The sequence below is a fragment of the Pseudomonas sp. MB-090624 genome (genome assembly GCF_003205245.1).
In the GTDB taxonomy this organism is placed as follows: domain Bacteria; phylum Pseudomonadota; class Gammaproteobacteria; order Pseudomonadales; family Pseudomonadaceae; genus Aquipseudomonas; species Aquipseudomonas juntendi.
On record NZ_QJRK01000001.1, the window covers coordinates 70598 to 90876 of the forward strand.

Here is a 20279-nt window from a genome sequence, read left to right on the forward strand (position 1 = left end):
TGGCCGGGGCGCGATGTTGCCGTGTCGATCCTTCACTATAGGTGGCTTGCCGCCGGTCGCGTATGAAGTTCTTTGCGCCCTGTTGCGGGCGCTCGGGCTACAATGGCGCCTTTGATCCGAATGACAGGTGTGCGCAGTGACTGATGTGGCAGGGGCTTCTAAATCCACCGTGGGAACGCTGTATGTGGTGGCAACTCCCATCGGCAACCTCGATGACATGAGCGCCCGAGCGCTCAAGGTGCTGGCAGACGTGGCGCTGATCGCAGCCGAAGACACTCGCCATTCGATCCGTCTGCTGCAACATTTTGGCATCGATACACCACTGGCGGCCTGCCACGAGCATAACGAGCGGGACGAAGGCGGGCGCTTTCTCGGCAAGCTGTTGGCCGGCGAAGATGTGGCGCTGGTTTCCGATGCCGGTACCCCGTTGATTTCCGACCCTGGCTACCACCTGGTGCGCCAGGCGCGGGCTGCCGGGGTCAGCGTGGTGCCGGTGCCGGGCGCCTGTGCCTTGATCGCGGCATTGTCGGCGGCGGGCCTGCCCTCGGACCGTTTCATTTTCGAAGGTTTCCTGCCGGCCAGGCAGGCGGGGCGCCTGGCACGCCTGGAGCAAGTGCGCGAAGAGCCGCGCACGCTGATTTTCTATGAAGCGCCGCACCGTATCCTCGAGTGCCTCGAGGACATGGAAACGGTGTTTGGCGGTGAGCGCCCAGCATTATTGGCGCGCGAACTGACGAAAACCTTCGAGACGCTCAAGGGCTTGCCCCTGGCCGAGTTGCGGGCGTTCGTCGCCGGTGATAGCAACCAGCAGCGCGGTGAGTGCGTGGTACTGGTCGGTGGCTGGAGTGCACCGGAGGGCGAGCAGGCCATCAGTAGCGAGGCCCAGCGCGTGCTCGACCTGTTGCTGGCCGAGTTGCCGCTGAAGCGGGCGGCGGCGCTTGCCTCGGAAATTACCGGCGTGCGCAAGAATCTTTTGTATCAACTTGCCCTGGATAAACAGAAGGCTCAGTAGTGGCAAATTGATATAAATGCTGCTGGCGCTTGTTCTTGAGCGCGTGTGCCGTTACCCTTGTCGGCGGAGAGTCGATCGGACAGTCGCTGCCGTCTTTTGTTCCGCAAAAGTTCGGGGGAGGAAAGTCCGGGCTCCATAGGGCAGAGTGCCAGGTAACGCCTGGGAGGCGTGAGCCTACGGAAAGTGCCACAGAAAATAACCGCCTAAGCACTTCGGTGCCGGTAAGGGTGAAAAGGTGCGGTAAGAGCGCACCGCACGGCTGGCAACAGTTCGTGGCTAGGTAAACCCCACTCGGAGCAAGACCAAATAGGGTTCCATCAGGCGTGGCCCGCGTCGGAACCGGGTAGGTTGCTAGAGGCGTCCAGTGATGGCCGTCGTAGAGGAATGACTGTCCTCGACAAAACCCGGCTTACAGATCGACTCTCCACCTTTCTTTTCTGCATCTTTCGATAGCAGACCCCCCTTTGGTAATACCGAAAAAATCTTACTCTTAATAAATCACTTTAAGTTCAAGCCCCAGTGGCTTGTGCGGGTTTGATTTTTCTCGTGTTTTTTTCATTGTGAAATACCTTTCACAATCCTTTAACGCGCTAAATCTCGGTCCTGTAAGGCTTTTCCTTCCGAACGTGCCTTGACGGTGCCTCCGGCGGATTCCTATAGTGTGCGCAAGTGGCAGAAAGTGGGATGAAGTGGGTTTTCTGGCACAAAAAAGATAACATTGTGGGGAATCGCAGCCGTGTTCCGCGGAGCCAACGCCGTCAGTCTCGATGCCAAGGGCCGTCTCGCCATGCCGAGCCGGTACCGTGACGAGCTCGATTCGCGTTGCAACGGTCAGCTGATCGTGACCATCGACGCCGTGGACCCGTGCTTGTGTGTTTATCCCCTCGATGAGTGGGAACAGATAGAAGCCAAGTTGCGTGCCCTGCCATCGTTGCGTGAGGAAAACCGCCGCCTGCAGCGATTGCTGATTGGCAATGCGGTAGACCTGGAACTCGATGGCAGTGGGCGTTTCCTGGTGCCGCCCCGTTTGCGTGAGTACGCCAAGCTCGACAAGAAGGCGATGCTGGTGGGGCAACTGAACAAATTCCAGCTGTGGGATGAAGATGCCTGGAACGCGGTTTCGGCAGCCGACCTTGCAGCTATTCAACAACCGGGCGCCATGCCCGACGAATTGCGTGACCTGATCCTGTGACCATAGATAGCGGCTTCAACCACATTACCGTCCTGCTCGACGAAGCTGTCGAGGCATTGGCCTTGCGCGCCGACGGTTGCTATCTGGACGGCACGTTTGGCCGTGGCGGACACAGCCGCCTGATCCTCAGCAAGCTCGGGCCGCAAGGGCGGCTGCTGGGCTTCGACAAAGACCCACAAGCGATTGCCACAGGGCAAGCGCTGGCGGCCGAAGACGGCCGCTTTGTCATTGTGCAGCGCAGCTTTGCCGAGCTGGGCGCAGAAGTGGCCGAGCGCGGCCTGCATGGCAAGGTCAGCGGCGTGTTGCTGGACCTTGGCGTGTCCTCGCCGCAACTGGACGACCCCGAGCGGGGCTTCAGCTTTCTCAATGATGGCCCGCTGGACATGCGCATGAACCCCGACCAGGGCGTCAGCGCTGCCGAATTCATTGCCACCGCACCGGTGGAAGAAATTGCTCGCGTGTTCAAGGAATACGGCGAAGAGCGCTTTGCCGGGCGCATGGCGCGTGCCGTGGTCGAGCGCCGCGAAAAGCAGCCGTTCACCCGCACTGCCGACCTGGCAGAGGTGCTCAAGGTGGCCAACCCGGCCTGGGAAAAGGGCAAGAACCCGGCTACCCGCGCCTTCCAGGGCTTGCGCATCCACGTCAACAATGAGCTGGGTGACCTGGAGGCGGGGCTCGAGGCCGCGCTCGACGCACTCGAAGTCGGCGGTCGGCTGGCGGTCATCAGCTTCCACTCGCTGGAAGATCGCATCGTCAAACTGTTCATGCGCAAGCTGGTCAAGGGCGAGGCCGACAACCTGCCACGCAACTTGCCGGTGCAGCACAAGGTCTTCGAGCCCAAGGTCAAGCTCATCGGCAAGGCCCAGTTCGCCTCCGAAGCCGAGCTCAAGGCCAACCCGCGGTCGCGCAGCGCCGTGATGCGTGTGGCGGAGAAGTTGCGGTGAGCAGGCTGTTCGCCAAGCCCTTGCCAGGCGGGAGCTTCCTGATGCTCCTGCTGTTCGTTGCCGTGCTGGTTTCGGCCATTGCGGTGTCCTACAGCGCGCACTGGAACCGCCAGTTGCTCAATACCCTGTACGGTGAGCTGAACGAGCGCGACAAGGCCCAGGCCGAGTGGGGCCGGTTGATCCTCGAGCAGAGCACCTGGACCGCTGCCAGCCGTATCGAGAACCTTGCGTCCGAGCAATTGAAGATGTGCGTGCCTGCGGCTGACGAAGTGCGGATGGTGGCGCCATGATGAAACTCGAAGGCGCACTGTACCCATGGCGCTTCCGCGTGGTCATCGGCCTGCTGGCACTCATGGTCGGGGCCATCTGCTGGCGCATCATCGACCTGCAGGTGGTCGACCGCGACTTCCTCAAGGGCCAGGGCGACGCGCGCAGCCTGCGCCACATCTCGATCCCGGCACACCGTGGGCTGATTACCGACCGCAACGGTGAGCCATTGGCGGTCAGTACCCCGGTCACGACCCTGTGGGCCAACCCCAAGGAAATGCAGGCCTCCAAAGAGCGCTGGCCGCAATTGGCAGCAGCGTTGGGACAAAACCCGCAGCAGCTGAGCGAGCGCCTGACCCAGCAGGCCAACAAAGAGTTCATCTACCTGGTCCGCGGCCTGACCCCGGAGCAGGGCCAGCATGTGCTCGACCTGAAAGTGCCCGGCGTGTACGGGCTGGAAGAATTCCGCCGGTTCTACCCGGCCGGTGATGTCACTGCGCATATGGTCGGCTTCACCGACCTGGACGACCACGGGCGCGAAGGGGTCGAGCTGGCCTATGACGAGTGGCTGGCCGGCGTGCCTGGCAAGCGCCAGGTGATCAAGGACCGGCGCGGCCGGCTGATCAAGGACATTCAGGTCACCAAGAACGCCAAGGCCGGGAAGACCTTGGCGTTGTCGATTGACCTGCGTCTGCAGTACCTGGCTACCCGCGAGCTGCGCAACGCCATTGCCGAACAGAACGCCAAGGCCGGCAGCCTGGTGATCATGGACGTCAAGACCGGTGAGGTCCTGGCCATGGTCAACCAGCCCACCTACAACCCCAACAACCGCCGCAGCATGTTCCCGGCGGCCATGCGTAACCGGGCGATCATCGACGTGTTCGAGCCAGGTTCGACGGTGAAGCCGATCTCCATGAGCGCAGCGCTGGAAAGCGGCCGCTGGAAACCTACCGACAAGGTCGAGGTATACCCCGGCAGCCTGCAGATCGGCCGCTACACCATCAAGGACGTGTCGCGCAGCGAGGGTCCGATCCTCGACCTGACCGGCATCCTGATCAACTCCAGTAACGTGGGCATGAGCAAGATCGCCTTCGATATCGGTGGCGAGGCCATCTACCGCGTGATGTCCCAGGTCGGCCTGGGCCAGTACACCGGCCTTGGCTTCCCGGGTGAGCGTGTCGGCAACCTGCCGAACCACCGCGAGTGGCGCAAGGCCGAGACGGCCACCCTGTCTTACGGCTACGGCGTGTCGGTGACCGCCCTGCAGTTGGTGCATGCCTACGCGGCATTGGCCAACGACGGCAAGATGGTCCCGCTGTCGATCCTCAAGGTGGACAAGGCGCCCGAGGCCGTGCAGGCCATTCCGAAGGAGACCGCGGAAACCATCCAGGGCATGTTGCAGCAGGTGATCGAGGCCCCGCGTGGCGTGTTCCGCGCCCAGGTGCCGTTCTACCACGTGGCCGGCAAGTCCGGTACTGCACGTAAAGCCACGGTGGGTTCCAAGGGGTACACCGAAAACGCCTACCGCTCGCTGTTTGCAGGCTTCGGCCCGATGAGCGATCCGCGTTACGCCATCGTCGTGGTGATCGACGAGCCAGGCAAGGGTGGCTACTTCGGTGGCCTGGTTTCGGCACCGGTGTTCAGCAAGGTCATGTCCGGCACCCTGCGCCTGATGAACGTGCCGCCAGACAACCTGCCGCCGCCAGCTGCTGCTGCACCTGCCGGGCAACCACAAGTCAATGCTGCCGCTGCCAAGGGAGGGCGTGGGTGATGACAATGCCATTGAGCAAACTGTTCGCCCACGCCAGCCGCGACCCGATGATCCGCGAACTGACCCTGGACAGCCGCAACGTGCGCCCGGGTGACTTGTTCCTGGCAGTGCCGGGGGCCAAGGTCGATGGCCGTGGGCACATTGCCGATGCCTTGGCCCGTGGTGCTGCCGCCGTGGCTTATGAAGAGCAGGGCGCCAACGTGCTGCCGTTGACCGATGTGCCGCTGATCCCGGTCAAAGGCCTGATCGCTCAGCTGTCGGATATTGCCGGCCGCTTCTATGGCGACCCCAGCCGGCAGCTGGACCTGGTCGGCGTGACCGGTACCAACGGCAAGACCAGTGTCACCCAATTGCTCGCGCAGGCTTTGGATCTGCTCGGCAAGCGCTGCGGCCTGATCGGCACCCTCGGTACCGGGTTCTACGGTGAACTGCAAAGTGGCCGCCTGACCACCCCTGACCCGATTGCCGTGCAGTCGACGCTGTATGGCCTGAAAAAGGCTGGCGCCAAAGCCGTGGCCATGGAGGTGTCTTCCCATGCCCTGGAACAAGGCCGCGTGGCTGCACTGGCTTTCGACATTGCGGTGATGACCAACCTGTCCCGCGATCACCTCGACTATCACGGCAGCATGCAGGCGTACGAAGCGGCCAAGGCCAAGCTGTTCGCCTGGCCGAGCCTGCGCTGCCAGGTGGTGAACCTGGACGACGAGTTCGGTCGGCGCCTGGCTCAAGCTTTCGACGATAGAGCGCCGGCAGATCCTATCGAGTCACGGCTGCTCAGCTATAGCCTGGAAAACCGGGACGCGGATCTATTCTGCACCAAGGCCGAATTCGATGACCATGGCGTGCGCGCCACATTGGTCACTGCCCAGGGTGAACGCATTCTGCGCAGCCAGTTGCTGGGCCGTTTCAACCTGAGCAACATGCTGGCGGCGGTGGCAACCCTGCTGGCAATGGACTTCGCCCTCGACGAGATTCTCAGCGTCATCCCCAAACTGCAAGGGCCGGTTGGCCGCATGCAGCGCCTGGGTGGCGGTGCCAAGCCATTGGTGGTGGTCGACTACGCACATACGCCAGATGCGCTGGAGAAGGTTCTGGAAGCCCTGCGCCCGCATGCTCACGGCCAGCTGCTGTGCCTGTTCGGCTGCGGTGGCGACCGTGATCGCGGCAAGCGCCCACTGATGGCCGAAGTGGCCGAGCGCCTGGCGGACCGCGTCCTGGTCACCGACGACAACCCGCGTAGCGAAGACCCGCTGCGTATCTTCGACGACATTCGCCCCGGTTTTGCCAAGCCTGCCGGGGTGGAGTTCATCGCTGGCCGCGGCGCGGCCATTGCGCACCTGATTGCCACCGCTGCTGCCGACGACGTGATCGTGCTGGCCGGCAAGGGGCACGAGGATTACCAGGAGATCAACGGCGAGCGCCATGAGTTCTCCGACTTGATCGAAGCCGAAAAGGCACTTGCAGCCTGGGAGGCTCCACATGCTTAAGCCCATGTCACTCAGCCAGCTGGCCCCGCTGCTGAACGGTCAGCAGATCGGCGCCGATGCGGCGTTCACCGGCGTCAGCATCGACAGCCGCAGTGTCAGTGCCGGGCAACTGTTCGTCGCCTTGACCGGCCCGCGTTTCGACGGCCACGACTACCTGGCCGATGTCAAAGCCAAGGGTGCCGTCGCGGCGCTGGTCGAGCGCGAGGTGGCCGATGTCGACCTGCCGCAATTGCGCGTGGCTGACTGCCGCCTGGCCCTGGGCCAGCTCGGGGCACTGAACCGTGCCGCCTACGACAAGCCAGTGGTGGCCATTACCGGTTCCAGCGGCAAGACCACAGTCAAGGAAATGCTTGCCAGCATCCTGCGCACCCGTGGTCTTGTGCACGCCACCCGTGGCAACCTCAACAACGACCTCGGTGCGCCGCTGACCCTGCTGGAAATCGCTGCGCAGCACAGTGCTGCGGTGATCGAGCTGGGCGCTTCGCGCATCGGTGAAATTCGCTACACCGTCGGCCTGACCCGGCCGCAGGTGGTCGTCATCAACAACGCCGGTACCGCGCATGTTGGCGAGTTCGGCGGCCCGGAGAAAATCGTCGAAGCCAAAGGCGAGATTCTTGAAGGCTTGGGCGAGGGCGGTATCGCCATTCTCAACCTGGACGACAAGGCCTTCGCGACCTGGAAGGCCCGTGCCGGGGCGCACAAGGTCATCAGCTTCGCCCGCAGCGACGCCCGTGCCGATTTCCATGCCAGCGCCATTGGGCGCGACGCCCGTGGTTGCCCGTCATTCCAGCTGCATGGCGCCGGCGAGGTGGCCCAGGTGCAGCTCAATGTGCTCGGTGAGCACAATGTCAGCAACGCCCTGGCCGCTGCCGCCGCTGCCCATGCCGTTGGTCTGAGCTTGGCTGGCATTGCAGCTGGCCTTGCGGCGGTGCAGCCGGTCAAGGGCCGCACCGTGGCGCAGATCGCGCCCAGTGGCGTGCGTGTGATCGACGACAGTTACAACGCAAATCCCACCTCGATGTGCGCGGCCATTGATATACTCGCCGGCTTCTCCGGCCGCACCGTCCTGGTGCTTGGGGATATCGGCGAACTGGGGCAGTGGGCGGAAGAAGGCCACCGGCAGGTGGGTGACTACGCGCGCGGCAAGGTCGACGCCCTGTACGCAGTGGGTTCCAACATGAAACATGCGGTCGAGGCGTTCGGCGCCAATGGCCGTCATTTCGCTACTCAAGCTGAGCTGATCGACGCGGTTAGTGCCGAAAACGCCAGCGACACCACTATTTTGATCAAGGGCTCGCGCAGCGCTGCGATGGAAAACGTCGTGGCGGCTTTGTGCGGTGCCAGCGGGGAGAAACATTAATGCTGCTGCTGTTGGCCGAGTATCTGCAACAGTTCCACAAAGGCTTCGCGGTCTTTCAGTACCTGTCCCTGCGCGGGATTCTGGGTGTACTGACCGCGTTGTCCCTGGCGCTGTGGCTGGGGCCGTGGATGATCCGTACGCTGCAAATTCGCCAGATCGGCCAGGCCGTACGTAACGACGGCCCGCAATCGCACCTGTCCAAGTCCGGCACCCCGACCATGGGCGGCGCACTGATCCTGTCGGCCATCGCTGTCAGCACCCTGCTGTGGGCCGACCTGAGCAACCGCTACGTCTGGGTTGTGCTGATCGTCACCCTGGCCTTCGGTGCCATCGGCTGGGTCGACGACTACCGCAAGGTGATCGAAAAGAATTCGCGGGGCCTGCCAAGCCGCTGGAAGTACTTCTGGCAGTCGGTGTTCGGCCTGGCGGCAGCGGTGTTCCTGTACAAGACCGCACCGACCAGCGTCGAAACCACGCTGATCCTGCCCTTCATCAAGGACGTCACCATTCCGCTGGGCGTCGGCTTCGTGGTGCTGACCTACTTCGTCATCGTCGGCTCCAGCAACGCGGTCAACCTCACCGACGGCCTCGACGGCCTGGCGATCATGCCCACGGTGATGGTCGGCGGCGCGCTGGGCATCTTCTGCTACCTGTCGGGTAACGTGAAATTCGCCGAGTACCTGCTGATTCCTTACGTGCCTGGCTCGGGCGAACTGATCGTGTTCTGTGGCGCCTTGATCGGTGCCGGCCTGGGCTTTTTGTGGTTCAACACCTACCCGGCACAAGTCTTCATGGGTGACGTCGGCGCGCTGGCGCTGGGCGCTGCCCTGGGCACCATCGCGGTGATCGTGCGCCAGGAAATCGTGCTGTTCATCATGGGCGGTATCTTTGTCGTGGAAACCCTGTCGGTGGTGATTCAAGTCGCCTCGTTCAAGCTGACCGGCAAACGGGTGTTCCGCATGGCACCGATCCACCACCACTTTGAACTCAAGGGCTGGCCAGAGCCACGCGTGATCGTCCGCTTCTGGATCATCACCGTGATCCTGGTGCTGATCGGCCTTGCCACCCTGAAACTGAGGTAGATGAGCGTGTCTTTGATCGCTTCCGACCAATTCCGCATCGTTGTCGGCCTCGGCAAGAGCGGCATGTCACTGGTTCGCTTCCTGGCGAGCCGGGGCATTGCCTTTGCGGTCGCCGACACCCGCGAGCAACCGCCGGAACTGGACACCCTGCGCCGTGAGTACCCGCAGGTGGAAGTGCGCTGTGGTGAACTGGACGTGGACTTCCTGTGCCGCGCCAACGAGCTGTACGTGAGCCCTGGCCTGGCCCTGGCTACCCCGGCCCTGCAGCAGGCCGCTGCGCGGGGCGTGCAGCTGTCGGGGGACATCGAGCTGTTCGCCCGCCATGCCAAGGCGCCGATCATCGCCATCAGCGGTTCCAACGCCAAGAGCACCGTGACCACGCTGGTGGGTGAAATGGCAGCCAAGGCCGGCAAGCGCGTGGCCGTGGGCGGTAACCTGGGGACCCCGGCACTGGACCTGCTGGCCGATGACGTCGAGCTGTACGTGCTGGAGCTGTCGAGCTTCCAGCTGGAAACCACCGACCAGCTCAATGCCGAAGTGGCCACCGTGCTGAACATCAGCGAAGACCACATGGACCGCTACAGCGGCCTGCCGGCCTATCACCTGGCCAAGCACCGCATCTTCCGCGGTGCCAGGCAGGTGGTCGTGAACCGCCAGGACGCCCTGAGCCGGCCACTGCCGGTAGAAGGCCGCCCTTGCTGGTCCTTCGGCCTCAACCAACCAGACTTCAAGGCGTTCGGCCTGCGCGAAGTGGATGGCGAGAAATACCTGGCGTTCGAATTCCAGGCATTGCTGCCGGTGCGCGAGCTGAAGATTCGCGGCGCCCATAACCAGAGCAATGCACTGGCGGCGTTGGCCTTGGGCCATGCTGCCGGCTTGCCGTTCGAGCCGATGCTCGAAGCGCTGCGCGAATTCGCGGGCCTGGCCCACCGTTGCCAGTGGGTGCGCGAGCGTGACGGCGTGAACTGGTACGACGATTCCAAGGCCACCAATGTCGGTGCTGCATTGGCCGCCATCGAAGGCCTGGGGGCCGATATCGAGGGCAAGCTGGTGTTGATCGCAGGTGGCGACGGCAAAGGCGCCGAGTTCGGCGCCCTGCGTGAACCGGTCAAGCGGTTTTGCCGCGCCGTGGTGTTGCTGGGCCGTGATGCCGAGCGCCTTGCCCAAGCCTTGGGTGATGACGTGCCGCTGGTGCGGGTAAAAACCCTCGACGACGCCGTGCAACAGTGCGCCGACCTGGCCCGGGCCGGGGATGCCGTGCTGTTGTCGCCAGCCTGCGCCAGCCTCGACATGTTCCGGAACTTCGAAGAACGCGGGCGGCTGTTCGCCCAGGCAGCGGGGGCCCTGGCATGATCTTCGGTGTGCTCAAGCCCTATCCGTCGCCGCTGATCAGCGGCCGTGGCATCGACCTCGACTTCGCGATGCTGGCCGGCTGCCTGGCCTTGCTCGGCCTGGGCCTGGTGATGATCACCTCGGCCTCCTCGGAAGTGGCTGCAGTGCAGTCGGGCAACCCGCTGTACCACATGTTCCGCCACCTGGTGTACGTGTTCCTGGGCCTGGTGGCTTGTGGTGCGACGCTGATGATCCCGATCGCCACCTGGCAGCGCATGGGCTTCCTCATGCTGCTGGGCGCCTTCGGCTTGCTGGTGCTGGTGCTGGTGCCGGGGATCGGCCGTGAAGTGAACGGCTCCATGCGCTGGATCGGCTTCAGCTTCTTCAACGTGCAGCCTTCGGAAATCGCCAAGGTGTTCGTGGTGGTCTACCTGGCCGGGTACCTGGTGCGCCGCCAGACCGAAGTCCGCGAGACCTGGATGGGCTTCTTCAAACCCTTCATCGTGTTGCTGCCGATGGCTGCGCTGCTGCTGATGGAACCGGACTTCGGCGCCACCGTGGTGATGATGGGCGCGGCCGCGGCCATGTTGTTCCTTGGCGGTGTCGGGCTGTTCCGCTTCAGCCTGATGGTGGTGCTGGCAGTGCTGGCGGTGTTCGTTCTGGTGCAGGCGCAGCCTTACCGCATGGCGCGCCTGATCACCTTTACCGACCCATGGTCCGACCAGTTCGGCTCCGGTTACCAGTTGACCCAGGCGTTGATCGCGTTCGGCCGTGGCGAGTGGCTGGGCGTGGGCTTGGGCAACAGCGTGCAGAAGCAGTTCTACCTGCCTGAAGCGCACACCGACTTCGTGTTCTCGGTACTGGCCGAAGAGCTGGGCGTGGTCGGCTCGCTGGTGACCATCGCCCTGTTCGTGTTCGTGACCGTCCGCGCCCTGTACATCGGCCTGTGGGCGGAGAAGGCCAAGCAGTTCTTCGCCGCGTACATGGCGTTCGGCCTGGCCTTCCTGTGGATCGGCCAGTTCCTGATCAACATCGGGGTGAACGTCGGCTTGCTGCCGACCAAAGGCCTGACCCTGCCGTTCCTCAGCTACGGGGGCAGCTCGCTGGTCATCTGTTGTGCTTGCGTGGGCTTGCTATTGCGTATCGAGTGGGAAAGCCGTACGCACCTGGGCAGCGAGGAGCACGAATTCAGCGAAAGCGATTTTGCCGAGGAGACCAGTCATGGCCGCTGACGGCAAGAACGTACTGATCATGGCCGGCGGTACCGGCGGGCACGTGTTCCCGGCCCTGGCCTGCGCCCGTGAGTTCCAGGCGCGCGGGTACAGCGTGCATTGGCTGGGCACCCCGCGCGGCATCGAGAATGAACTGGTGCCCCAGGCCGGCCTGCCGCTGCACCTGATCCAGGTCAGCGGCCTGCGCGGCAAAGGCAAGCTGTCGTTGCTCAAGGCACCCTTGACCCTGGTCAAGGCCGTTCTCCAGGCAAGGCGGATCATTCGCCAGCTCAAGCCGGTGTGCGTGCTGGGCTTTGGTGGTTATGTGACCGGCCCCGGCGGCGTGGCTGCGCGGCTGTGTGGCGTGCCGCTGGTGATCCATGAGCAGAACGCCCGCGCCGGTACCGCCAACCGCTTGCTGGTGCCGCTGTCTGCGCGGGTTTGCGAGGCGTTCCCGAACACCTTCGAGGCCAGCGACAAGCGCCGCACCACCGGCAACCCGGTGCGCCCCGAGCTGTTCCTGGATGCGCCGCGCGCGCCCTTGGCCGAACGCCGGGCACGGGTGTTGGTGCTGGGCGGCAGCCTGGGGGCGGAACCATTGAACAAATTGTTGCCTAAGGCCCTGTCCGAAGTGCCTGCTGCCGTGCGGCCCGAGGTGTTTCACCAGGCCGGCAAGCAGCACGCGCAGATCACCGCCGAGCGTTATCACGAGGCCGGCGTCGAGGCTCAGGTCGAGCCTTTCATCAAGGACATGGCCCAAGCCTATGGCTGGGCCGACATGGTGGTGTGTCGGGCGGGTGCGCTGACCGTCAGCGAGCTGGCGGCGGCAGGCCTGCCTTCGGTGCTGGTGCCGTTGCCTCACGCAATCGACGATCACCAGACCCACAACGCTCAATATCTGGCTCGCGAAGGTGCTGCCTTCCTGATGCCACAAGCGACAACTGGCGCAGCGCAGCTCGCTGAACGCCTGAACGAGGTGCTGATGCAACCCGAGAAACTCAATGTCATGGCAGGTACCGCACGGCGCCTGGCCAAACCTGCAGCAACCAGCACCGTGGTCGATATCTGCCTGGAGGTGGCCCATGGTTGAGAGCCAGAAAGCCATGCCCCAGCCGAAAATGGGTCGTATCCGTCGCATTCACTTCGTCGGTATCGGCGGCGTGGGCATGTGCGGCATTGCCGAAGTGTTGCTGAACCTGGGCTATGAAGTGTCCGGTTCCGACCTGAAAGCCTCGCCGGTCACCGAGCGGCTGGAGTCATTCGGTGCCGAGATCTTCGTCGGCCACCGTGCCGAAAACGCTGCCACTGCCGATGTGCTGGTGGTTTCCAGCGCCATCAACCCGGCCAACCCGGAAGTGGCCACCGCCCTCGAGCGGCGCATTCCGGTGGTACCGCGTGCCGAGATGCTCGCCGAACTGATGCGCTACCGCCACGGTGTGGCAGTCGCCGGTACACACGGCAAGACCACCACCACCAGCCTGCTGGCCTCGGTATTCGCCGCCGGCGGTCTGGACCCGACCTTCGTCATCGGGGGTCGCCTGACCGCGGCCGGCACCAATGCCCAGCTGGGCACCAGCCGCTACCTGATCGCCGAAGCCGATGAGAGCGATGCCAGCTTCCTGCACCTGCAGCCGATGGTGGCTGTGGTCACCAACATCGACGCCGACCACATGGCGACCTATGAAGGCGACTTCAACAAACTGAAGAAAACCTTCGTCGAGTTCCTGCACAACCTGCCGTTCTATGGCCTGGCGGTGATGTGCCTGGACGACCCGGTGGTACGCGAGATTCTGCCGCAGGTGAAGCGCCCGACCGTGACCTACGGTTTCAGCGAAGAGGCCGACATCCGCGCCATCAATGTGCGCCAGCAGGGTATGCAGACCCATTTCACCGTGCTGCGCCGCGACTGCGAGCCGCTGGACGTGTCGGTGAACATGCCGGGCAACCACAACGTGCTCAATGCCCTGGCCACCATCGCCATTGCCACTGACGAAGGCATCACTGACGAAGCCATCGTGCAGGGCCTTTCCGGCTTCCAGGGCGTTGGCCGTCGCTTCCAGGTCTACGGCGAGCTGCCGGTCGAAGACGGCAGCGTGATGCTGGTCGATGACTACGGCCACCACCCGACCGAAGTGGCCGCCGTGATCAAGGCTGTGCGTGGTGGCTGGCCAAGCCGCCGCCTGGTGATCGTCTACCAGCCGCACCGCTATAGCCGCACCCGCGACCTGTACGACGATTTCGTTCAGGTGCTGGGCGATGCCAACGTGCTGCTGCTGATGGAGGTGTACCCGGCTGGCGAAGAGCCAATACCTGGCGCCGACAGCCGGCAGCTGTGCCACAGCATTCGCCAGCGCGGCAAGCTCGACCCGATCTACATCGAACGTGGCGCCGAGCTGGCGCCACTGGTCAAGCCGTTGCTGCGCGCTGGCGACATCCTGCTCTGCCAGGGTGCCGGTGACGTTGGCGGCCTGGCCCCGCAACTGATGAAAAGCCCGCTGTTCGCTGGCGCCAAGCAGGAGAAGTCGAAATGACCAGCGCCTACGACAAGCTGCACTCTACCCTCGACGTGAAAGCGTTTGGCCGCGTTGCCGTGCTGTACGGCGGCAAGAGTGCCGAGCGCGAAGTGTCGCTCAAGTCCGGCGCCGCCGTGATCGATGCGCTGACCACCGCCGGTGTCGACGTCGTTGCCATCGACGTCGGTGACGACCTGCTCGACCGCCTGCAGAACGAGAAGATCGACCGCGCCTTCATCATCCTCCACGGCCGTGGCGGTGAGGATGGCAGCATGCAGGGGCTGCTGGAGTGCCTGGGCATCCCTTATACCGGTAGCGGCATCCTCGCTTCGGCCCTGGCCATGGACAAGCTGCGTACCAAGCAGGTGTGGCAGAGCCTGGGCATTCCTACCCCGCGCCACGCGGTGCTGGCGAGTGAAAGCGATTGTTTGCAGGCCAGTACGGAACTGGGCTTCCCGCTGATCGTCAAACCCGCCCATGAAGGCTCTAGCATCGGCATGGCCAAGGTGAACAGCGCCGAGGAACTGATCGCCGCCTGGCAAGACGCTGCCCAGTACGATTCCCAGGTACTGGTAGAGCAGTGGATCCACGGCCCGGAGTTCACCATTGCGGTGCTGCGCGGCCAGGTGCTGCCGCCGATCGCCCTGGGTACACCGCACGTGTTCTACGACTACGACGCCAAGTACATCGCCAACGATACCCAGTACCGCATTCCGTGCGGCCTGGATAGCGCCAAGGAACAGGAACTGATCGACCTGACCGCCCGTGCCTGTGATGCCGTTGGCATTGAGGGCTGGGGGCGGCTGGACGTGATGCAGGACGAGCAAGGCCGGTTCTGGCTGCTCGAAGTAAACACCGCACCCGGCATGACCGATCATAGCCTGGTGCCCATGGCGGCCCGCGCGGCTGGCCTGGACTTCCAGCAACTGGTGCTGGCAATCCTGGCCGAAAGCGTGGCGACGCGAGGTTAATCATCATGCAAGGCGCAATGATACGTCAGCAGCAACCCGTAACCGGCCGTAGCAAGCCGGTGCCGCGTGGTGCCAGCAGGCTGGTGGCCGACGAGCCCGTATCGGCGCGCCTGCCGCGGCCCAGCCTCGGCGGCCTGAAGCGCCTGCTGTGGCCGGTATTGCTGGTGGCAGCAGGCTTCGGTGCCTACGAAGGGGCCATCCGCCTGATGCCTTATGCCGACCGGCCCATCGCCAAGATCGATGTGCAGGGCGACCTCACCTACATCAGCCAGCAGTCGGTGCAGCAGCGTATCGCCCCTTACGTGGCCGCGAGCTTCTTCAGTGTCGACCTGCCGGCGATGCGTGCGGAGCTCGAGCAGATGCCCTGGATCGCCCACGCCGAAGTGCGCCGGGTGTGGCCTGACGAGGTGGTCATCCGCCTGGAAGAACAGCTGCCGGTGGCGCGCTGGGGCGACGAAGCCTTGCTCAACAACCAGGGCCAGGCATTCACCCCGCGTGAGCTGGCCAACTATGAGCACCTGCCGCAGCTTGCCGGGCCGCAGCGTGCCCAGCAACAAGTCATGCAGCAGTATCAGGTACTGAGCCAGATGCTGCGCCCCTTGGGCTTTTCCATCGCTCGCCTGGAGCTGCGCGAGCGAGGCAGCTGGTTCCTGACCACTGGCGCGAGCAGCGCCGGGCCGGGCATCGAGCTGCTGCTGGGGCGCGACCATCTGGTGGAGAAGATGCGCCGTTTCATTGCCATTTACGACAAGACACTCAAAGACCAGATCAGCACTATCGCCCGCATTGATCTGCGTTATTCCAACGGACTTGCCGTTGGTTGGCGGGAACCGATTGCACCGACGACGGCCCAACCCGCCGTTGCGAAGAATTAGAGAGAGGCAGGACCATGGCAAACGCGCATAGCGGCAAAATGATCGTCGGGCTGGATATTGGCACCTCCAAGGTGGTGGCACTGGTCGGCGAAGTGGGCGAAGACGGCACCCTGGAAATCGTCGGTATCGGCACACACCCGTCCCGCGGCCTGAAAAAAGGCGTGGTGGTGAACATCGAGTCGACCGTGCAATCGATCCAGCGCGCCGTCGAAGAAGCGCAGCTGATGGCCGGCTGCCGCATCCACTCGGCGTTCGTGGGCGTCGCCGGTAACCATATCCGCAGCCTGAACTCCCACGGCATCGTCGCCATCCGTGACCGCGAGGTCAGCCTGGCCGACCTGGAGCGGGTACTGGACGCGGCCCAGGCGGTGGCCATTCCGGCCGACCAGCGCGTGCTGCACACCCTGCCGCAGGACTACGTGATCGACAACCAGGAAGGCGTCCGCGAGCCGCTGGGCATGTCTGGCGTGCGTCTGGAAGCCAAGGTTCACGTGGTGACCTGCGCGGTCAACGCGGCACAGAACATCGAAAAGTGCGTGCGCCGCTGCGGCCTGGAAATCGACGACATCATCCTCGAGCAGCTGGCTTCGGCCTATTCGGTGCTCACCGACGATGAAAAGGAATTGGGCGTGTGCCTGGTCGACATCGGTGGCGGTACCACCGACATCGCCATCTTCACCGAAGGCGCGATCCGCCACACAGCGGTCATTCCGATTGCCGGCGACCAGGTGACCAACGACATCGCCATGGCCCTGCGTACCCCGACCCAGTACGCCGAAGAAATCAAGATCCGCTACGCCTGCGCCCTGGCCAAACTGGCGGGCGCTGGCGAGACCATCAAGGTGCCGAGCGTGGGCGACCGCCCACCGCGCGAGCTGTCGCGTCAGGCCCTGGCCGAGGTGGTGGAGCCGCGTTACGACGAGCTCTTCACCCTGATCCAGGCCGAACTGCGCCGCAGCGGGTACGAGGACCTGGTGCCAGCGGGCATCGTCCTCACCGGCGGTACCGCGAAGATGGAAGGTGCCGTGGAACTGGCCGAGGAAATCTTCCACATGCCGGTACGCCTGGGCGTACCGCACAGCGTTCGGGGCCTGAGCGACGTGGTTCGCAACCCCATCTATTCCACCGGCGTGGGCTTGCTCACCTACGGCCTGCTCAAGCAGTCCGAGGACATGGTCCTGACCGGCAGCAGCAACAGCAGCAACAACAGCTATGGCGATGAACCGAAGGCCCCAGTGCTTGAACGCTTCAAGCGCTGGGTACAGGGCAACTTCTAAGTTTCAAAGCAGTAGTGGTAGGCGCAACAACTAGAGAACTGTAAGGAGAGGGAAAATGTTCGAGCTCGTAGACAACGTCCCGCAAAGCCCGGTCATCAAAGTGATCGGCGTTGGTGGTGGTGGCGGCAACGCCGTCAACCACATGGTCAAGAGCAGCATCGAAGGCGTGGAATTCATCTGCGCCAACACGGATGCTCAGGCCCTGAAAAACATTGGTGCACGCACCATCCTGCAATTGGGCACTGGCGTGACCAAGGGCCTGGGTGCTGGCGCCAATCCGGAAGTCGGCCGTCAGGCCGCACTGGAAGACCGTGAGCGCATCGCCGAAGTGCTGCAAGGCACCAACATGGTGTTCATCACCACTGGCATGGGCGGCGGTACCGGTACCGGTGCTGCACCGATCATTGCCGAAGTGGCCAAGGAAATGGGCATCCTCACCGTAGCCGTGGTGACCCGTCCGTTCCCGTTCGAGGGCCGCAAGCGCATGCAGATCGCCGATGAAGGCATCCGCATGCTGGCTGAAAGCGTCGACTCGTTGATCACCATCCCCAACGAGAAACTGCTGACCATCCTGGGCAAGGATGCCAGCCTGCTGTCCGCCTTCGCCAAGGCCGACGATGTACTGGCCGGTGCCGTGCGCGGTATCTCCGACATCATCAAGCGCCCGGGCATGATCAACGTCGACTTCGCCGACGTGCGCACCGTCATGGGTGAAATGGGCATGGCGATGATGGGTACTGGTTGCGCCAGCGGCCCGAACCGTGCACGCGAAGCCACCGAAGCAGCCATCCGCAACCCGCTGCTGGAAGATGTCAACCTGCAGGGCGCCCGCGGCATCCTGGTGAACATCACCGCTGGCCCGGACCTGTCGCTGGGTGAATACTCCGACGTGGGTAGCATCATCGAAGCCTTCGCCTCTGACCACGCCATGGTCAAGGTCGGTACCGTGATCGATCCGGACATGCGTGACGAACTGCACGTGACCGTTGTGGCCACCGGCCTGGGCGCGCGTATCGAGAAGCCTGTGAAGGTGGTCGACAACACCCTGCAGACTGCCCAGCAGGCGTACGAAGCGTCCAACCCGGCGCCCGTTCGTCAGGAGCAGCCAGCCGTGAACTACCGTGACCTGGAGCGCCCGACCGTAATGCGCAACCAGGCCCACGCCGGTGCTGCGGCAGCCGCGAAAATGAACCCTCAGGATGACCTGGATTACCTGGATATCCCGGCATTCCTGCGTCGTCAGGCTGATTAATGGAATTTATCAGGGGTATAAAGGTGATTGGTATTCATCAAAGGTTGGGTCTGTTATCATCCCCAGCCTTTGTTGATACCTGTTCGCAATTTGCGCTGAAGCGGCCAATGCCATGATTAAACAACGCACCCTGAAGAATACCATCCGTGCCACAGGTGTCGGCCTGCACTCCGGGGAGAAGGTTTACCTGACCCTCAAGCCTGCACCTGTTGACACCGGCATCGTCTTCCGCCGCGCCGACCTCGACCCTGTGGTCGAGATCCCTGCGCGTGCGGCCAACGTCGGCGAGACCACCATGTCGACGACGCTGGTCAACGGTGACGTCAAGGTCGATACGGTCGAGCACCTGCTCTCCGCCATGGCGGGCCTGGGCATCGATAACGCCTACGTCGAGCTCTCCGCCTCGGAAGTGCCGATCATGGATGGCAGCGCCGGTCCCTTCGTATTCCTGATTCAGTCTGCCGGCCTGGAAGAACAGGACGCAGCCAAGAAGTTCATCCGCATCCTGCGTGAGGTGACTGTGGAAGAGGGCGACAAGCGCGCCACTTTCCTGCCTTTCGACGGTTTCAAGGTGAGCTTCGAGATCGACTTCGATCACCCGGTCCTCAAGGGCCAGACCCAGAGCGCGGTTGTCGACTTCTCCAGCACCTCGTTCGTGAAGGAAGTCAGCCGCGCCCGCACGTTCGGTTTCATGCGTGACATCGAGTACCTGCGCAAGCACAACCTTGCGTTGGGTGGCAGTGTCGAGAATGCCATCGTGGTCGACGAGACAGGTGTGCTCAACGAAGACGGCCTTCGTTCCGATGACGAATTCGTCAAGCACAAGATCCTCGACGCCATTGGCGACCTCTACCTGCTGGGCAACAGCCTGATCGGCGAGTTCAAGGGCTACAAGTCCGGCCACGCGCTGAACAACCAGCTGTTGCGCAAGCTGATTGCCGAAACCGATGCCTGGGAAGTGGTCACGTTCGAAGATGCCAGTACGGCACCGATCTCGTACATGCGCCCTGTTGCGGCCGTGTAAGTTCGAACACTCTCTCTAGTGTTGTAATCAAGGCCACCTTTGGGTGGCCTTTTTTATTGCTTGTCGCCAGCGTGGGCGGCCAAGCGCTCCAGTGCAGCGCGCAGCTTGGGGTCGGCGATGCCCTCGGCGGTGTCACGCAGGCTTGCCGCGGCGCTGGTGGACAGCTCGGCAGCATGCCCGCCGCGTTTGGCCGGTACCAGGGGCGGCTGCACCTTGTAGAGGATGCGCCGGAGGTTGCCAAAGGCTTCCATGGCCTGCAATGCGGCCAGCAGGCGCTTCTGCTGGTAGCGCAGGCGGGTAGCCCAATGGCCATCGGTAACCACCAGCAACAAGGTGCCATCGCGCCATGAGGCCACGTGGCAATGCTCGCGGGCAGCCGGTTGCAGCTGGCTTTCCAGCAGGCGCTGCAGGTGTTCCAGGCGTTCGGCCTGGTTCAGCAGCAGGCGCAGCGGGCGCACCTGGCGCAGCAGGGCCGAGGGTGGCTGGGCGGGGGAGGGTTTGTAGGCCATGGGGGTACGCATGAGGTTACAAGATCGGCAGTTTAACACCTGTAGAACCTGTGCTGGCCGCTTCGCGGGCACGCCCGCTCCCACAGGGATTGCGCAACACTCAGGCCTGTAGTGATCCTGTGGGAGCGGGCGCGCCCGCGAAGAGGCCAGCACAGGCAACGCAAGATAAGACTGGTTCTCGATACCTTTCATGTTGCCAA

General features: G+C 63.4%; 18 protein-coding genes and 1 other RNA gene. 18 read left to right on the forward strand and 1 reads right to left on the reverse strand.

Annotated features, from left to right (window positions below):
* The first annotated feature begins 136 nt into the window (after positions 1 to 136).
* From rsmI to lpxC, 18 genes are all read left to right on the forward strand, one after another.
* Entirely contained in the window at positions 137 to 1012 is an 876-nt protein-coding gene (gene rsmI / locus DMX12_RS00340) for a 16S rRNA (cytidine(1402)-2'-O)-methyltransferase (RefSeq protein ID WP_054913247.1), read from the forward strand.
* A gap of 67 nt (positions 1013 to 1079) precedes the next feature.
* An RNA gene (gene rnpB, locus DMX12_RS00345) (RNase P RNA component class A) lies at positions 1080 to 1440 on the forward strand.
* A gap of 308 nt (positions 1441 to 1748) precedes the next feature.
* On the forward strand, positions 1749 to 2204 hold the full coding sequence (mraZ, locus tag DMX12_RS00350) for a division/cell wall cluster transcriptional repressor MraZ (RefSeq protein WP_004575120.1): 456 nt from the start codon (positions 1749 to 1751) through the stop codon (positions 2202 to 2204).
* Complete coding sequence (gene rsmH, locus DMX12_RS00355) at positions 2201 to 3148, forward strand: 16S rRNA (cytosine(1402)-N(4))-methyltransferase RsmH (protein ID WP_009684422.1); 948 nt, start codon at positions 2201 to 2203, stop codon at positions 3146 to 3148. The genes mraZ and rsmH overlap by 4 nt, the downstream gene beginning before the upstream one ends.
* Positions 3145 to 3438: a cell division protein FtsL gene (gene ftsL, locus DMX12_RS00360; RefSeq protein WP_110675632.1), complete on the forward strand. Its 294-nt coding sequence runs from the start codon at positions 3145 to 3147 to the stop codon at positions 3436 to 3438. The genes rsmH and ftsL overlap by 4 nt, the downstream gene beginning before the upstream one ends.
* Positions 3438 to 5186 (forward strand): penicillin-binding protein 2, encoded by a 1749-nt coding sequence (locus DMX12_RS00365; protein ID WP_161893096.1) that lies wholly within the window; start codon positions 3438 to 3440, stop codon positions 5184 to 5186. The genes ftsL and DMX12_RS00365 overlap by 1 nt, the downstream gene beginning before the upstream one ends.
* Positions 5186 to 6673, forward strand: a complete 1488-nt coding sequence (locus tag DMX12_RS00370; protein WP_110675634.1) for a UDP-N-acetylmuramoyl-L-alanyl-D-glutamate--2,6-diaminopimelate ligase — start codon at positions 5186 to 5188, stop codon at positions 6671 to 6673. The genes DMX12_RS00365 and DMX12_RS00370 overlap by 1 nt, the downstream gene beginning before the upstream one ends.
* Complete coding sequence (gene murF, locus DMX12_RS00375; protein WP_029886555.1) at positions 6666 to 8033, forward strand: UDP-N-acetylmuramoyl-tripeptide--D-alanyl-D-alanine ligase; 1368 nt, start codon at positions 6666 to 6668, stop codon at positions 8031 to 8033. Before DMX12_RS00370 ends, murF begins: the two co-directional genes overlap by 8 nt.
* Positions 8033 to 9115 (forward strand): phospho-N-acetylmuramoyl-pentapeptide-transferase, encoded by a 1083-nt coding sequence (gene mraY, locus DMX12_RS00380; protein ID WP_003251852.1) that lies wholly within the window; start codon positions 8033 to 8035, stop codon positions 9113 to 9115. The genes murF and mraY overlap by 1 nt, the downstream gene beginning before the upstream one ends.
* A 6-nt stretch (positions 9116 to 9121) precedes the next feature.
* A complete protein-coding gene (gene murD / locus DMX12_RS00385; RefSeq protein ID WP_110675753.1) occupies positions 9122 to 10468 on the forward strand; it encodes a UDP-N-acetylmuramoyl-L-alanine--D-glutamate ligase in 1347 nt (448 codons plus the stop codon).
* A complete protein-coding gene (ftsW, locus tag DMX12_RS00390; RefSeq protein ID WP_174824202.1) occupies positions 10468 to 11679 on the forward strand; it encodes a putative lipid II flippase FtsW in 1212 nt (403 codons plus the stop codon). The genes murD and ftsW overlap by 1 nt, the downstream gene beginning before the upstream one ends.
* Positions 11669 to 12748, forward strand: a complete 1080-nt coding sequence (gene murG, locus DMX12_RS00395; RefSeq protein WP_009684413.1) for an undecaprenyldiphospho-muramoylpentapeptide beta-N-acetylglucosaminyltransferase — start codon at positions 11669 to 11671, stop codon at positions 12746 to 12748. Before ftsW ends, murG begins: the two co-directional genes overlap by 11 nt.
* A complete protein-coding gene (murC, locus tag DMX12_RS00400) occupies positions 12741 to 14189 on the forward strand; it encodes a UDP-N-acetylmuramate--L-alanine ligase (RefSeq protein WP_029886559.1) in 1449 nt (482 codons plus the stop codon). Before murG ends, murC begins: the two co-directional genes overlap by 8 nt.
* Positions 14186 to 15142 (forward strand): D-alanine--D-alanine ligase, encoded by a 957-nt coding sequence (locus DMX12_RS00405; RefSeq protein WP_029886560.1) that lies wholly within the window; start codon positions 14186 to 14188, stop codon positions 15140 to 15142. Before murC ends, DMX12_RS00405 begins: the two co-directional genes overlap by 4 nt.
* Positions 15143 to 15147: 5 nt before the next feature.
* Positions 15148 to 16017, forward strand: coding sequence for a cell division protein FtsQ/DivIB (locus tag DMX12_RS00410; protein ID WP_029886561.1), 870 nt, complete (start codon positions 15148 to 15150; stop codon positions 16015 to 16017).
* 14 nt (positions 16018 to 16031) lie between these two features.
* Positions 16032 to 17294: a cell division protein FtsA gene (gene ftsA / locus DMX12_RS00415; RefSeq protein ID WP_009684408.1), complete on the forward strand. Its 1263-nt coding sequence runs from the start codon at positions 16032 to 16034 to the stop codon at positions 17292 to 17294.
* 55 nt (positions 17295 to 17349) lie between these two features.
* The gene (ftsZ, locus tag DMX12_RS00420) at positions 17350 to 18546 is read left to right on the forward strand and encodes a cell division protein FtsZ (protein ID WP_009684407.1); all 1197 of its coding nucleotides are present in this window, start codon (positions 17350 to 17352) and stop codon (positions 18544 to 18546) included.
* A gap of 112 nt (positions 18547 to 18658) precedes the next feature.
* Entirely contained in the window at positions 18659 to 19570 is a 912-nt protein-coding gene (gene lpxC / locus DMX12_RS00425; RefSeq protein ID WP_003260771.1) for a UDP-3-O-acyl-N-acetylglucosamine deacetylase, read from the forward strand.
* A 53-nt stretch (positions 19571 to 19623) separates the two neighbouring features.
* Here lpxC and DMX12_RS00430 read toward each other — a convergent pair whose 3' ends face one another.
* The gene (locus DMX12_RS00430) at positions 19624 to 20079 is read right to left on the reverse strand and encodes a DUF721 domain-containing protein (protein WP_009684406.1); all 456 of its coding nucleotides are present in this window, start codon (positions 20077 to 20079) and stop codon (positions 19624 to 19626) included.
* Positions 20080 to 20279 lie beyond the last annotated feature (200 nt).

Bases quoted from the DNA above. Each gene is read 5' to 3' on its own strand.
- DMX12_RS00405 (WP_029886560.1), top strand. From the start codon at position 14,186: ATGACCAGCGCCTACGACAAGCTGCACTCTACCCTCGACGTGAAAGCG.
- murG (WP_009684413.1), top strand. From the start codon at position 11,669: ATGGCCGCTGACGGCAAGAACGTACTGATCATGGCCGGCGGTACCGGC.
- murF (WP_029886555.1), top strand. From the start codon at position 6,666: ATGCTTAAGCCCATGTCACTCAGCCAGCTGGCCCCGCTGCTGAACGGT.
- DMX12_RS00365 (WP_161893096.1), top strand. From the start codon at position 3,438: ATGAAACTCGAAGGCGCACTGTACCCATGGCGCTTCCGCGTGGTCATC.
- DMX12_RS00430 (WP_009684406.1), bottom strand. From the start codon at position 20,079: ATGGCCTACAAACCCTCCCCCGCCCAGCCACCCTCGGCCCTGCTGCGC.
- ftsA (WP_009684408.1), top strand. From the start codon at position 16,032: ATGGCAAACGCGCATAGCGGCAAAATGATCGTCGGGCTGGATATTGGC.
- ftsZ (WP_009684407.1), top strand. From the start codon at position 17,350: ATGTTCGAGCTCGTAGACAACGTCCCGCAAAGCCCGGTCATCAAAGTG.
- murC (WP_029886559.1), top strand. From the start codon at position 12,741: ATGGTTGAGAGCCAGAAAGCCATGCCCCAGCCGAAAATGGGTCGTATC.
- lpxC (WP_003260771.1), top strand. From the start codon at position 18,659: ATGATTAAACAACGCACCCTGAAGAATACCATCCGTGCCACAGGTGTC.
- DMX12_RS00370 (WP_110675634.1), top strand. From the start codon at position 5,186: ATGACAATGCCATTGAGCAAACTGTTCGCCCACGCCAGCCGCGACCCG.
- mraY (WP_003251852.1), top strand. From the start codon at position 8,033: ATGCTGCTGCTGTTGGCCGAGTATCTGCAACAGTTCCACAAAGGCTTC.
- DMX12_RS00410 (WP_029886561.1), top strand. From the start codon at position 15,148: ATGCAAGGCGCAATGATACGTCAGCAGCAACCCGTAACCGGCCGTAGC.